General features: G+C 60.0%; 13 protein-coding genes. 5 read left to right on the forward strand and 8 right to left on the reverse strand.

The genetic code is table 11. The annotated features are described in order from the left end of the window. The first annotated feature begins 277 nt into the window (after positions 1-277). The 3 genes from IQK56_RS28635 to IQK56_RS28645 all read left to right on the forward strand — a co-directional run bounded on the left by IQK56_RS28635 (position 278) and on the right by IQK56_RS28645 (position 1,535). On the forward strand, positions 278-736 hold the full coding sequence (locus IQK56_RS28635; protein ID WP_122306987.1) for a YkvA family protein: 459 nt from the start codon (positions 278-280) through the stop codon (positions 734-736). Between the two features lie 92 nt (positions 737-828). After that, the gene (locus IQK56_RS28640) at positions 829-1,167 is read left to right on the forward strand and encodes a helix-turn-helix domain-containing protein (protein WP_150675783.1); all 339 of its coding nucleotides are present in this window, start codon (positions 829-831) and stop codon (positions 1,165-1,167) included. After that, complete coding sequence (locus IQK56_RS28645) at positions 1,164-1,535, forward strand: hypothetical protein (protein WP_005786715.1); 372 nt, start codon at positions 1,164-1,166, stop codon at positions 1,533-1,535. The genes IQK56_RS28640 and IQK56_RS28645 overlap by 4 nt, the downstream gene beginning before the upstream one ends. Here IQK56_RS28645 and IQK56_RS28650 read toward each other — a convergent pair. Together IQK56_RS28650 and IQK56_RS28655 are read right to left on the reverse strand one after the other, a co-directional pair. Next, complete coding sequence (locus IQK56_RS28650; protein WP_150762113.1) at positions 1,532-3,301, reverse strand: bifunctional diguanylate cyclase/phosphodiesterase; 1,770 nt, start codon at positions 3,299-3,301, stop codon at positions 1,532-1,534. The genes IQK56_RS28645 and IQK56_RS28650 overlap by 4 nt on opposite strands. Before the next feature lie 118 nt (positions 3,302-3,419). After that, on the reverse strand, positions 3,420-5,501 hold the full coding sequence (locus IQK56_RS28655; protein ID WP_183140500.1) for a carboxy terminal-processing peptidase: 2,082 nt from the start codon (positions 5,499-5,501) through the stop codon (positions 3,420-3,422). Positions 5,502-5,639: 138 nt separating this feature from the next. Here IQK56_RS28655 and IQK56_RS28660 point away from each other — a divergent pair, with 138 nt between their 5' ends. Continuing rightward, a complete protein-coding gene (locus IQK56_RS28660; RefSeq protein ID WP_150762112.1) occupies positions 5,640-6,602 on the forward strand; it encodes a zinc-binding dehydrogenase in 963 nt (320 codons plus the stop codon). 64 nt (positions 6,603-6,666) lie between these two features. On the opposite strand, the gene IQK56_RS28665 is transcribed toward IQK56_RS28660, so the two are convergent. From IQK56_RS28665 to IQK56_RS28690, 6 genes are all read right to left on the reverse strand, one after another. Beyond that, a complete protein-coding gene (locus IQK56_RS28665; RefSeq protein ID WP_150675781.1) occupies positions 6,667-7,320 on the reverse strand; it encodes an HAD family hydrolase in 654 nt (217 codons plus the stop codon). Between the two features lie 29 nt (positions 7,321-7,349). Continuing rightward, positions 7,350-8,339: an ABC transporter ATP-binding protein gene (locus IQK56_RS28670; RefSeq protein ID WP_003172971.1), complete on the reverse strand. Its 990-nt coding sequence runs from the start codon at positions 8,337-8,339 to the stop codon at positions 7,350-7,352. Beyond that, complete coding sequence (locus IQK56_RS28675; RefSeq protein WP_099584457.1) at positions 8,336-9,136, reverse strand: ABC transporter permease; 801 nt, start codon at positions 9,134-9,136, stop codon at positions 8,336-8,338. Before IQK56_RS28675 ends, IQK56_RS28670 begins: the two co-directional genes overlap by 4 nt. Continuing rightward, complete coding sequence (locus IQK56_RS28680) at positions 9,123-9,959, reverse strand: ABC transporter permease (RefSeq protein WP_122306982.1); 837 nt, start codon at positions 9,957-9,959, stop codon at positions 9,123-9,125. The genes IQK56_RS28675 and IQK56_RS28680 overlap by 14 nt, the downstream gene beginning before the upstream one ends. Further along, positions 9,956-10,762: an alkaline phosphatase family protein gene (locus IQK56_RS28685; RefSeq protein WP_193862778.1), complete on the reverse strand. Its 807-nt coding sequence runs from the start codon at positions 10,760-10,762 to the stop codon at positions 9,956-9,958. Before IQK56_RS28685 ends, IQK56_RS28680 begins: the two co-directional genes overlap by 4 nt. Positions 10,763-10,914: 152 nt before the next feature. Beyond that, positions 10,915-11,991: an ABC transporter substrate-binding protein gene (locus tag IQK56_RS28690; protein ID WP_122306980.1), complete on the reverse strand. Its 1,077-nt coding sequence runs from the start codon at positions 11,989-11,991 to the stop codon at positions 10,915-10,917. Positions 11,992-12,344: 353 nt separating this feature from the next. On the opposite strand from IQK56_RS28690, the gene IQK56_RS28695 reads away from it, so the two are divergent. After that, positions 12,345-13,058 (forward strand): UTRA domain-containing protein, encoded by a 714-nt coding sequence (locus IQK56_RS28695; protein WP_122306979.1) that lies wholly within the window; start codon positions 12,345-12,347, stop codon positions 13,056-13,058. The last annotated feature ends 58 nt before the right edge of the window (positions 13,059-13,116 follow it).

A 13,116-nucleotide genomic window follows, 5' to 3' on the forward strand; every position in this document is an offset into this window, starting at 1 on the left:
GGGCGTTGTTGTATCTGAAGCTTGCACATGGCGTTTCGGGCAAATCCAAACGAACATCCCTGGGCGGTAACAGTCTGATATAAGACTTACGCACGACTAGCCGCACGCAATCGCCAAGTCAATGAAATCTTGGGTTTTTTTGATGTGCGCAAAAAACGCCCGATCTGACTGCAGGCCTTGTAAACCGTGGCTTTCAGCCAGTAAAACAGGCTCTGTTCACAAGGTTATCCACAATTTGTGTGGATAACCTTTCTGTTTGATGGAACTGGAGTGACAGATGAAACCACCCTTCAATTTCACCCGTTTCCTGCCCATGGCTGCACGCTTGCTGGGCCGTGGGCGTCTGCCGACCCTGCTGTTCGCGGTCGCCGCCAAGGGGTCGAGCCAAGGCAATCGCCTGGGCAAGCTCAAGGACGATTTCAAATTGCTCCAATCCCTGTGCCTGGCCTACTGGCGGGGCGAGTATCGAGCCATCAGCCCCAAAGCGCTGATCTCGGTGGTGGCGGGGCTGATGTATTTCCTGAGCCCGATTGACGCGATCCCGGACTTTATCCCGATGTTCGGCATGCTCGATGACATCGCCGTACTGGCGTGGGTCATGAAGACCCTGGAGGGCGAACTGAGCGCTTTTCGCGCCTGGCGTGACGCGCAGCGCCCGGAAAAACTTGCGGTGGTTGAGCGCCTGCCTGCGACGCCCGCGTTGCTGGCCAAGGAAAACCCGCAAAAAAACGGATGAGGCGGCTATCCCCTGCGACCTTTGTGGCTGTTAGGATTACACTCCTAAGGAAAGAGCTTACTCGGTAAGTGCAGTTATCCTACGGGGCAGTCATGGATATTCAGATAATTTCACGCGATGGCGAACCGGAATACGCGGTGTTGCCATGGGATCAGTACCAGGCGCTGCTAAAAGCTGCCGGTCAGCAGCAGCCTTCACCGACGCCTTCTCCCACTGTCCAAGCCGCACCTGACCAGGACTTGCGCCCGCTCGCAGACTTGCGCGGCTTGCGTGAGGCCAAGGGGCTGGCCGTTGAAACCCTGGCCCGCACCGTGGGCATCAGCCCGTCGTATCTAGGATTGATCGAAAGTGGTGAACGCCAGCCGGATGCCGCGATCCGCCGCAGCCTGGCCTGGGAATTGGGCGTGGCAGGTTGGAGGGATGAATCTTGAGCCTACGAATCAGTCGTCAACACTGGGATGGGTTGCTTAACGAACTGGATCAGGCGCGCCGCCAGCGCCATCTGTTGACCTACCGTGCGCTGCTGGAGCGCCTGCAATTTCCGACGCCTGCGATGCAAACCCTGGCCGCGGCCCTGGAGCACCTGGCCGCATTGGACGCCAAGGCCGAGCAACCGCTGCGCAGTTCCCTGGTGATCAGCCAGGGCGCCAGCCGCCTGCCGCGTACCGGTTTCTTTGAATGCGTGGAGCGCCTGGGGCGCTTCAGCGGACCCTCCGATGGCGTGGCCGCTGCGTCCTGGCACGCCTCGGAAGTGGTGCGGGTGTTTGAATACGAGTACCCGGAGTCTGCCGAGGCTTAAAGCGCCTGGGGCAACATGTCCATGCTGTCGATCACATGGATGCTGTAACCGGCCATATCCTTGGCATGGTGCTTGGCCTGCGACGCCAATTCCGCCAACTGGCTGGCATCGAGTTGTCCACAGGCCTGTGGATACAAATGCACCACCCCAATCGACAACGACAGCAGCGCAAACTCCTGGCGCACGCCCTGGCGGTTCAGCGCCACGAAACAACCGGCGTCCAGATGCTCCGCACGGTAGAAACGTCGGCATTGGGTATGGAAGTCATCCAGCAACTGGTTGAGCCGCTTGCGCCAATCCTGTGGCCCCAGCACCAGCAAAAAGTCATCGCCGCCGATATGCCCGACAAAGTCGCGGCTGGGGTCGACCCGGTCGTTCAGGCACTGCGCCAGGCACAGCAACACTTCGTCCCCACGGCCATAGCCGTAGATGTCATTGAACGGTTTGAAGCTGTCGATATCCACGTAGCAGATCACTGATTCGCGCTGTTGCTGCAACAGTCGCGTCAGGCATTGCTGGATCGGTACGTTGCCGGGCAGCAGAGTCAGCGGGTTGGCGTAGCGGGCCTGCTGTATCTTCAGTTCGGTGATCAACTTGAGCACATCGATCACCCGACCCAGGCCCAGGTAATCGCCATTGAGCGTGATGATGAAGTCTTCTTCGATGCGCTGCCGTGCGCGGCTGGTCAGCAAACGGCTGACCTGCTGCAGCGACTGGCTAAGCTCCACCGCCAGAAAATCGGTGCTCATCAAGCGGCTGATAGGTTTGCGTGCGAACAAGTCGGTGGCAAACGGCTTGAGCAGCGCGTCGGACAGCGAATGCCGGTGGACGATACCTACGGGGTGTCCGCGCTCATCCAGCACCGCCAGGGAATTAAGGTTGGCCTGGCGGCGGAATGCTTCCAGCACCTTGGCCGTGGCGGTGTCCTGGTCCACCGCCGGTTGCTCATTGAGCAGGGCGCTGAGGTCGCTGCCTTCATCGTTGAGCGCCACCGTGGCCTGGTCCGGTTTGGGCAGCATCAGCCGCGCTTCCTGTGGCGGTTGTTCTTGTGGGCGGCAGAGCAGGTAACCCTGGACCAGATCGACGCCCATCTCCGTTAATACCGCCAGTTCTTCCGGCAGTTCGATACCTTCGGCGATGACTTGGGCACGGGACGCCCTGGCGATTTGCAGGATCGAGCCGACAAACTCGCGCTTGAGCGCGTCCTGGTGGATGCCGTCGATAAAGTGCCGGTCGATCTTCACATAGTCCGGACGCAGCTCCGACCACAAGCGCAGGCTGGAGTAGCCGGCACCCAGATCGTCCAAGGCAATTGAAAAGCCCATGTTGCGGTAATGGTGCAGGGCGGTTTGCAACAGGTCGAAATCGTCGGTTGGGGTTTGCTCGGTGAGTTCGATCACCACTTGGCTCGGCGCAATACCGAAGTCGCGCAGCAGTTGCAGGGTGCGTCCCGGTTGGTGCGCCGTTTCCATCAAGGATTCTGGCGAGATATTCAGGAACAGCTTGCCCGGCAGTTTCTGATCGCTGAAGCGGCGGCATGCGCTTTCGCGGCAGGCCATTTCCAATTCGCTGAGGCGCCCGGCCTGGCTGGCCACCGAGAACAGGGCGACGGGGGAGTGCAGCGGGCTGTTGGACGGCCCGCGGCTAAGGGCTTCGTAGCCGAGGATGCGCCGTTCGGACAGGCAGATGATCGGTTGGAACAAGCTGTGCAAACTGCGTTGAGCCAGGATAGAGCCCAATGCATTCAGCTGTTCGGTCATGGTCATGGCGATCTCGATCGAAAAAAAAGGACCGCAGGCGATGAGCCTGAGGTCCTTCATTTCACGACAGAATGATGTCTATATGATGACACTCCGGAGAGCGTTCACATTAAATCGCCATCATTTACTGCTTGGCCACCTGTTTGGTGATTTTCAGGTAGTCCAGCAGGATCCGGCCTGTCTCGGCCAGGTAAGCGTCGTCTTCCGGTTTGGTTTTATCCGCTTCGGTCGGCAGCGCGTCTTCGTCTTCTTTCTTCAGTTCCTTGAGTGGTTCTTCGCCCTTGGCCTTGCGGCGGACGTTCTCCAGCACAAGTTGCTTGTTTTCGATGTCGCTGTGCTGCGCACGACGGTCCACTTCATTGAGGCTGACGGTTTTTTCTTCCATCAACTTCTTGGCCAGGGCCAGCTTGTCGCGGATAAACACGAACTCGGCATCCTTGGCGGAGCGGGTGTCGTGGTCAGCCTTCAACTGCGTCAGGAACGGCTTGAAGGGATCCGAAGCAGGCTTGATCGCAGGGCGGATGGTGTCCCACGGCATGGCTTCCGGCAGGGCGCTTTCGCCGATTTCCTTGGTGTCGATGATCGACGGGAAATCGATGTCCGGCAGCACGCCCTGATGCTGGGTGCTCTGCCCGGAAACCCGGTAGAACTTGGCCAACGTCAGTTTGAGTTCGCCATGGTTCAGCGGCTGGATCGTCTGCACGGTACCTTTGCCGAAGGTCTGGCCGCCGATGATCAGCGCACGGTGATAGTCCTGCATGGCGCCGGCGAAAATCTCCGAAGCCGAGGCCGAGAGGCGGTTGACCAGCAACGCCATCGGACCTTTGTAGAAGGCGCCCGGGTTCTCGTCTTCGAGCACGTCGACACGGCCGTCAGCATTGCGCACCAACACGGTCGGACCCTTGTCGATGAACAGGCTGGTCAGCTCGGTGGCTTCCTGCAGGGAACCGCCGCCGTTGTTGCGCAGGTCGATAACCACGCCGTCGACTTTTTCTTTCTGCAGTTCCGTGAGGATTTTTTTCACGTCGCGGGTGGTGGACTTGTAGTCCGGATCGCCAGCGCGGAAAGCTTTGAAGTCGAGGTAGAAGGCCGGGATTTCGATGACGCCCAGCTTGTAGTCCTTGCCATCCTGCTTGAGGTTGAGGACTTTCTTCTGCACGGCCTGGTCTTCGAGCTTCACCGCTTCACGGGTGATGGACACGATCTTGCTGGTCTGGTCGTTTGGTGCATTGGTGTGCGGAATCACTTCCAGGCGCACCACGCTGCCTTTCGGCCCACGGATCAGCTTGACCACTTCGTCCAGGCGCCAGCCGACCACATCGACCATCTCTTTGTCGGCCTGGGCCACACCGATGATCTTGTCCGCCGGAGCGACCTGCTTGGTCTTGTCTGCCGGACCGGCCGGCACCAGACGCACGATCTTCACTTGGTCATTGTCGCTTTGCAGGACGGCACCGATGCCTTCCAACGACAGACTCATATTGATATCGAAATTTTCCGCGTTATCTGGCGACAGATAATTGGTGTGCGGGTCGTAGGACATCGCGAAGGTGTTGATGTAGGCCTGGAAGATATCCTCGGCGCGGGTCTGGTCCAGACGCGCCAGTTGATTCTTGTAGCGCTTGGTCAACAGCTCCTGAATGGCCTTGGGGTCTTTGCCGGCGATCTTCAGGCGCAGCACTTCGTCCTTGACGCGTTTGCGCCACAGGTCGTCGAGGGCGGCGGTGCTGGTCAGCCAAGGCGCGTCCTTGCGGTCCACCAGAAGGGTTTCCTTCTGGGTGAAGTCGAGTTTGTCGGTACCTTTGTCCAGCTCAGCCAGGGCGAAATCCAGACGCGCTTTGACGCGGTCCAGGTAGCGCTTGTAGATGGTGAAGCCGGGCTGCAGGTCGCCGCTCTTGAGGAAGTCGTCGAACTGGCTCTTCCACTTGTCGAACTCAGCGATATCGCTGGCCAGGAAGTAGCTGCGCGACGGATCCAGCAGCTTGAGATAGCTGTCGTAGATGATCACCGAGCGAGCGTCGTCCAGCGGCGGCTTGCTGTAGTGATGGCGCTTGAGCAACTCGACCACGTTAAGGCTGGCAATCACCTCGTCGCGATCCGGTTGAAGGTTGTCCCAGCTGTTGGCTGCGAACGTATTGGTCGACATCGACGTGAAGCCGAGACCAATGAAAAGAGCGAGGGCGGTGCTGGGGAACAGATGCTTCATGCTGATTCGACGCGGGGGCAATTGATAACGCATATTAGGCCGTCTTTGAAGTTGCCGGTTCCATAGGGGCCGGTCGCATAATGCAAAAAGCCCGGCGCTACTGCTACGGGCTCAGTCCAGACTCACTATGGAGGCACTGTGAAAGCATTGCAAGGCGTTGAAGGTCATGTGGAGTGGTTGGACGAACCGCGTCCTACATGTGACGTAGGCCAAGTTCGCATTCGCGTGGCGGCTGCGGGTCTTAATCGCGCCGATTTATTACAGCGTGCCGGACTCTATCCGCCACCCCCTGGCGCCAGCGCTGTGCTGGGCTTGGAATGTTCCGGCGTGATCAGCGAAGTGGGCCCAGGTTCTTCGTGGCAAGTGGGCGATCGCGTCTGTGCCTTGCTCGCCGGGGGTGGCATGGCCGAAGAAGTGGTGGTGGATGCGCGCCACGTGCTACCGGTGCCGGAAGGTTTGTCGTTGATTGAAGCGGCGGCTTTGCCCGAGGTGTACAGCACCGCCTGGCTCAATCTATTCCAGCTGGCAGGCCTCAAGCCCGGCGAGAAAGTGCTGCTGCATGCCGGTGCCAGTGGCGTGGGCTCGGCGGCCATCCAGCTGTGCAAGGCGTTTGGCAGCCCGTGTTGGGTCAGTGTCGGCTCGGCAGAGCGCCTGGCTTATTGCGAGGAGTTGGGCGCCCAGGGCGGCGTGGTACGTACCGACGGGATCGAAGGGCTGCGCGACTTCGGGCCGTTCGATGTGATCCTCGACCCGGTGGGTGGCAACTATGCGGCGCTGGACCTCAAGCTGCTGGCGCTGGATGGACGTTGGGTGTTGATCGGGTTGATGGGCGGCCGCGAGGCGCAGATCGATTTGGCGCAGGTGTTGGGCAAGCGCGTGCAGTTGCTCGGATCGACTTTGCGCAGCCGCAGTGATCAGTTCAAGGCGGATCTGTTCAGTGATCTGAGCCAGCATGTGTGGCCGCTGTTTGGTGACGGGCGACTGAGCCCGCAATTGGCCAAGACCTTTGCGATCAAAGACGCGGAGGCGGCGTTTGCGGAGCTGGCGACCAATCAGATCGCCGGGAAACTGGTGCTGGTGATTGACGAAAGCCTGGCCTGATCCCGGATTCGAACAGGGTCAAAGGAGGGGGCTCGCCCCCTCCCACCTTTGGATCTCAGTTGAGTCAGACCCAATGGTGGATCGGCCAACCTGCCTTTTCAGCGTGCGTGCGCAACACCGGGTCCGGGTTCACCACCTGCGGGTGATCCACCTTGAGCAGCAACGGCAAATCATTGCGCGAATCCGAATAAAAATAGGCCCCCTCCAGCGTTTCACCTTCCTGCTCCAACCACTCCAGCAACCGCGTGATCTTGCCTTCGCGATAGGTCAGTACACCGACGGTACGGCCGCTGTACACGCCATGGCTGACGTCCAGCTCAATGCCCAGTACTTCATCGATACCGATGCGCGCGGCAATCGGTTTCACCAGATGGGTGCCCGATGCCGAGATCACCAGAATCCGGTCGCCGTTGGCTCGGTGCCTGGCGATGGTCTTGGTGGCGTCGCTGTAGATCAACGGTTCAATCACGTCCTCCACCCACGGCTCGACCAAGTGATCAATCTCTTGCGGGGTGCGGCCGATCATCGGCTCCAGGCTGAAGTCCATGAAGTCTTCCATGGCCAGTTCGCCGCGGCTGTAGGCGTCCATGAGTTCGTTGTTCTTGCGCATGAACGACTCACGGTCAACCCAGCCCAGGCGGCCCATCTGCTCGCTCCACAGGGTGGCGCAGTCGCCGTGGATCAGGGTGTCGTCCAGATCAAAAATTACCAATGCCATCTGTCACGCTCTCTTTGTAAATCGTTGCATCAGGCTACTTCACACAGTGCACTGGGGTCGATGGAAAGTGCCAGGCGTTGACCGTCCGGGTGCAGATCGTCCGCAGAGCGGTTGAGCACGTCCACCACCAGTTCAACGCCGCGGGCTTCGATGCGGTAGCGGATGACGTTGCCCAGCAGGCTGTGGCTGCGCACCAGTGCATCCAGCTCGCCGCTGCGGCTCAGCTCGATGGCCTCGGGGCGAATCGCGATGCGCCCGCTGATCGGGCGTTGCAGCAACTGACTGGCCTTATCGGCATCCAGCAGGTTGTAGTTGCCGATAAATCCGGCGGCGAACACGTCGACCGGCGCCGTATAGAGGGTCTCGGCATCGCCGCTCTGCACGATCTTGCCCTGGTTCATCAGGAAGATGCGGTCGGACATGGTCAGGGCTTCTTCCTGGTCATGGGTCACGAAAATCGTGGTCAGCCCCAGCTCACGCTGGATCTGACGGATCTGCTCACGCAGGTGCTTGCGAATCCGTGCGTCCAGCGCCGACAGCGGCTCATCCAGCAGCAACAGGCGCGGGCGGGTCACCAGCGAACGGGCAAGGGCCACGCGCTGGCACTGACCGCCCGACATCTGGTGCGGGTAACGCCCGGCCAGGTCCTTGAGTTCCACCAGTTGCAGCACTTCCTGCACGCGCTTGTGGCTGTCGTCGGCGTTGACCTTTTGCATGCGCAGGCCGAAGGCGACGTTCTGTTCCACGGTCATGTTGGGGAACAGTGCATAGCTCTGGAACACCATGCCGATGTTTCTTTTCTGCGGGCTCAGCGGGACGATGTCCTGGCCATCGAGCAGAATTTTCCCACTGTCCACAGAGGTCAGGCCGGCGATGCAGCGCAGCAGGGTCGACTTGCCGCAGCCGGACGGGCCGAGCAGGGTGACGAACTCGCCCTTGGCAATTTCGCAGTTGATATCACTGAACACCGGCGTGCCGGCGTAGCCCTTTTGCAAGTGTTGGACGCTGACGAAGCTCATTGGCTTTTGTCCTTGTTCAAGGTATTGGCGGCCCAGGTCAGCACCAGCACAAAGAAGAAATAGGAAATCACGACGGCACTGGTGAAGTGGCCGCTGCTGTTGCGCATGTTGTTGAGGTAGACCTGCAGGGTTTCGTAGCGGGTGCCCACCAGGATGTTGGCGAACACGAACTCACCGAACAGGAACGAGAACGACAGCAACAGCGCCACCATCAGACCTTTACGCAAGTTGGGCAGGACCACGAAGATCGCCGCCTGCCAGGTGCTCGCGCCCAGCAGTTGCGAGGCGTCCATCAGGTCGCGCAGGTTGATGGCTTGCAGGTTGTTGGTGATTGCCCGGTACATGAACGGCAGCGCCACGGTGAAGTAGCAGCCGATCAGAATCCACGGCGTGCCGACCATCGCCAACGGCCCGGAACCGTAGAGTTGCAGCAGGCCCACCGATGACACCACGGGTGGTACCGCGAAAGGCAGCAGGATCAGGATGTTCATCAGCGCGTCGAGCTTGGGAAAGTGGTAATGCACCACGAACAGCAACGGCAGGATCAGCACCACCGACAGGATCAACGCGCCCACGCACACCAGCAGCGATTGACCGAAGGCCATCAGAAAGCGCGGGTCGCTCCACAACTGCACGTACCACTTCACAGTGAAGCCAGCCGGCAGGATGGTCGCCGACCAACTGCTGGCGATGGAGTAGACAAAGGTGCCCACCAGCGGCAACACCAGGATCGCAAACAGCAGGTACACCACTACACGGTGGTAGAGGGAGGCCGGGCCGGCTTCAGCGCGAGACATGGTAGCTCCTCTTGAGCAGCAGTTGATGGACCACCGTGACCAGGGTCATCAGCGCCACCAGCACCACGGCCAGGGCGCTGGCCATGTTCGGATCCAGGGACACATCGCCGGAGACCAGCCCCGCGATACGGATCGGCAGCACGTTGAAGTTGCCGGTGGTCAAGGCGTAGACCGTGGCGTAGGCACCCAGCGCATTGGCCAGCAGGATCACGAAGGTGCCCAGCAGTGCAGGCGTCAGCACCGGCAAACCGATATGCCGCCAGAACTGCCAGCCATTCGCGCCGAGCAACGCCGCCGACTCACGCCAGTCTTCCCGCAGCGCATCGAAGGCCGGGTACAGCAACAGCACGCCGAGGGGGATCTGGAAGTAGGTGTAGAGGATGATCAGCCCGGTCTTGGAATACAGGTTGAAGTCCTGAATGATCCCGGCCTGCTTGAGCATCAGGGTGATGCTGCCGTTGAACCCGAGCAAAATGATGAACGCGAACGCCAGGGGCACGCCGGCAAAGTTGCTGGTCATGTTGGCAAAGGCGGTGACGAAGTTGCGCAGCGGCCCATCGACGCGGCGTAGCGAATAACTGCCGAGGGTGGCGATGACGATGCCGAAAATGCTCGAGTAAAAACTGATCTCCAGGCTGAACTGGATCGCTTGCCGGTAGAACTTCGAGCTGAAGATCCGGGTGAAGTTTTCCAGGCCCCAGCCGGCTTCTTCGGTTTGCAGGCTGTTGACCAGCACCCACACCAGCGGGGCGATCTCGAACACGATAAAGAACAGTGCGAAGGGCACCAGGCATAGCAGGGCCAGCCATTTGCCTCGGGTCATTTCAACAGCTCCCGGCATACAGGTTTGTCGTGGGGCACGCCCAGCAGTTCGCAGACGGTGCCGCACAGGTCGGTCTGTTTCGGCGTAGCGTTGGCGCCCAGGCTGAAGGCGTCGCCGAGGACGAACAGCGGCACTTGCCGTTCTTCCGGCAGCAGGCCGTTGTGGGAGCGGTCGTTGTTCATGCCGTGGTCGGCGGTTACCAATACCTGGTAGCCAGCGTCGATCCAGGCTTGCAGGTAATCAGCCAGGATGATGTCGGCCGAGCGCGCACTGTTGCGGTATTGCGCGCTGTCGAGGCCGTGCTTGTGGCCGGCGTCGTCGATGTTCATCGGGTGTACCAGCAGGAAGTCCGGCGAATGCTTGAGTCGCAGGCTTTCGGCGTCGGCGAACAGGTGGGAATCGGGGTAGTGGTCATTCCAGTAGAAATGCCCGTGCTGGATCGCCAGCGCCTTGTCGTCGGTGTGACGATCACGGGCCGCGAGAAAGGGCGTGCGGTTATATAGCTCGCTGACCCAGTGGTAAGCCGCCGCCGCTGTGGTCAGGCCGGCGTCGGTGGCGTAATGGAAAATGCTGCGCTGGTTCGACAAGCGCACGACCTGGTTATGCACGATACCGCTCTGGATCGGTGGCACGCCGGTGAGGATGCATTCATACAGTGGGCGGGACAGCGAGGGCAGTTCACATTCCAGCGTGTAGAGAGCTGCGCGTCCTGCGCCGACATAGGCCTGCAAGTGCCCCATGGCGTGCCTCGCGACCTCGAAGTTGAGGCCATCGAGCACGACAAGGATGACGTTGTGCTTCATGGGGGGAGACGCTCCGCAACAATAAACTTTGGGGGGGGCTTGCCCCCGATGAGGGTGTGTCAGTGGTTGAATCCATAACTGACCCACTGCAATCGGGGGCAAGCCCCCTCCCATATTGGATCTCCACAGTGTCTCTAATGTGGGTGATCGGCTTACTTCATCTCTACGATGACCTGCTCGTTCCACAGCTGCGGCAGCTTCTTGGACGTTGCTTCCCAGGCATCCGCGTCCTTGATCGGTTGCGGGTTGGCCTTGGTGTACTGCTCGCCCGGGATCAGGTTCTTGGCGATCTCGGCCGGCAGTTTGAGGTCGGTTTCCGCACGGATCGGACGCGCATTGCCCTTGGCCAGGTTGAGTTGGCCGGCGTCGCTGAAGATGTATTCGCGGGTCAGCTTGGCGGCGTTCGGGTGCTTGGCGTATTTGTTGATGATGGTGGTGTAGCCGGATTTTACCGAGCCGTCCGAGGGGATCAGCACCACGTAATCATCCGGGTTGGCCATCTTGGCTTTGTAGCTCAGGCCGTTGAAGTCCCAGACGATGCCCACTTCGACTTCGCCTTTTTCCATGGTGGCGATGGTCGGGTTGGACAGGCCGAGTCGTCCTTGCTGGGCAATCTTGGTGAAGAACTGCAGGCCTGGCGCGATGTTCTTTTCATCGCCTTTGTTGGCGATGGCGGCAGCCAGCACGGCGTTGGACGCCTGCGCCGCGGTGCTGACGTCACCCACGGAGACTTTGTATTTGCCGGTTTGCAGGTCGGCCCAACTGGTAGGGACTTCGGAACCGTGCAGCAGCTTCTTGTTGACGATAAAGGCGATAGTGCCGGTGTAGGCCAGGGCCCAGTGACCGTCCTTGTCTTTTGCCCAATCCGGCACCGAAGCCCAGGTGGACGGCTTGTACGGCTGGGTGACGTCCTGCTTCACCGCAATCGGGCCGAACGCGGCGCCGACGTCGCCGATATCGGCGCTGGCATTGTCTTTTTCGGCCTTGAACTTGGCGATTTCCTGGGCCGAGCTCATGTCGGTGTCGATGTGCTTGAGGCCGTAGGTCTTGGCCAGGTCTTCCCAGGTGCCTTTCCAGTTGGCCCAGTCATCGGGCATGCCGACGCTGTTGACGGCGCCTTCCGCTTTCGCGGCGGCTTCGAGAGTTTTTAGATCGGTATCAGCGGCCATGGCGGCGGTGCACATGGCAATGGTCGAGCCTAACAGTGATGCCAGGAAAAGCTGTTTCATCCGAAGCTCCTTTGGGCGTTTTCAACGCTGCGTTTTTATGAACGTTTGCGGTGGTGTTGGTCTAGGTCAGAGCAATACCTGAGCCAATCTAGGCTCGATGGATGACAGTTTCATGTCGATGTCGTTTTTAACCTGCCGATGTCGCTCAGCACAGACTGAGCGTAGACCATGCCCAAGTGCCCGCAGGCTCTGGACTTGGCCGATGTATTGCAAGACATGCGGCATGCACTTCATGCGGGCTGTCATCTGTCGGTCATCTGTAATGCCTACGCTTGCACGCAGTCGCAAAGGCCCGATTGCGGAGCGTTTTATGCACCTGAACGGTGCTGGTCTAGTCCAGAAAGGTAACGTTGATGCGTGATGAGGCAATCAAGGCGGTGACCTCCATCGGCCTGGCGCTGCAAGAGCAGATCGATCATGGACTTTTGCCGCCTGCCAGCAAATTGCCTGCCGAGCGCAAGCTCAGCGAGTTGTTTGGTACCACCCGGATTACTGTGCGGGAAGCCTTGTTACAACTGGAGGCCCAAGGGCAGATTTATCGCGAGGAACGCCGTGGCTGGTTCGTGTCCCCGCCGCGGTTGGCCTACAACCTGATGCAGCGCAGCCACTTTCACGCAATGGTCAACGATCAGGGCCGCGTGGCCTCCACCGAAGTGATTTCTGCGCGGCTGCAACCGGCGTCGGCGGCGGTGTGTGCGTGGTTGCAACTGCCGGCCTTGTCCAGCGTGATCCAGATCTGCCGGCACCGGCGGATCGATGGCCGTTTGGTGTTGTACGTGGAGCACTACCTGAACCCGCAGTATTTCCCGGGGATTCTCGAGTGTGACCTGAACCAGTCGATGACCGAGTTGTATGCGCGCAAGTACGACTTGCATTACGGGCGGGTGCGCTTCGAGATTGTGCCGACATCTCTGCCGGTAGAAGCCGCCGGCGCATTGCGCGTGTCGGTGGGTAGCCCGGGCTTGAGGATTGCCCGGGTCAACTATGACCAGCACCAGCGGTTGATCGATTGCGACCTGGAGTTCTGGCGGCATGATGCTATCCACGTCGGTGTGGATGTCGTCTAACCACCCGCGGGCTTCTGTAGTGAGCAGGCTTGCCCTGCGCCGGGCTGCGAAGCAGCCC

Source organism: Pseudomonas cyclaminis (genome assembly GCF_015163715.1).
Taxonomy (GTDB): Bacteria; Pseudomonadota; Gammaproteobacteria; order Pseudomonadales; family Pseudomonadaceae; genus Aquipseudomonas; species Aquipseudomonas cyclaminis.

Bases quoted from the DNA above. Each gene is read 5' to 3' on its own strand.
- IQK56_RS28635 (WP_122306987.1), top strand. From the start codon at position 278: ATGAAACCACCCTTCAATTTCACCCGTTTCCTGCCCATGGCTGCACGC.
- IQK56_RS28640 (WP_150675783.1), top strand. From the start codon at position 829: ATGGATATTCAGATAATTTCACGCGATGGCGAACCGGAATACGCGGTG.
- IQK56_RS28650 (WP_150762113.1), bottom strand. From the start codon at position 3,301: ATGACCATGACCGAACAGCTGAATGCATTGGGCTCTATCCTGGCTCAA.
- IQK56_RS28655 (WP_183140500.1), bottom strand. From the start codon at position 5,501: ATGAAGCATCTGTTCCCCAGCACCGCCCTCGCTCTTTTCATTGGTCTC.
- IQK56_RS28665 (WP_150675781.1), bottom strand. From the start codon at position 7,320: ATGGCATTGGTAATTTTTGATCTGGACGACACCCTGATCCACGGCGAC.
- IQK56_RS28670 (WP_003172971.1), bottom strand. From the start codon at position 8,339: ATGAGCTTCGTCAGCGTCCAACACTTGCAAAAGGGCTACGCCGGCACG.
- IQK56_RS28675 (WP_099584457.1), bottom strand. From the start codon at position 9,136: ATGTCTCGCGCTGAAGCCGGCCCGGCCTCCCTCTACCACCGTGTAGTG.
- IQK56_RS28680 (WP_122306982.1), bottom strand. From the start codon at position 9,959: ATGACCCGAGGCAAATGGCTGGCCCTGCTATGCCTGGTGCCCTTCGCA.
- IQK56_RS28685 (WP_193862778.1), bottom strand. From the start codon at position 10,762: ATGAAGCACAACGTCATCCTTGTCGTGCTCGATGGCCTCAACTTCGAG.
- IQK56_RS28690 (WP_122306980.1), bottom strand. From the start codon at position 11,991: ATGAAACAGCTTTTCCTGGCATCACTGTTAGGCTCGACCATTGCCATG.
- IQK56_RS28695 (WP_122306979.1), top strand. From the start codon at position 12,345: ATGCGTGATGAGGCAATCAAGGCGGTGACCTCCATCGGCCTGGCGCTG.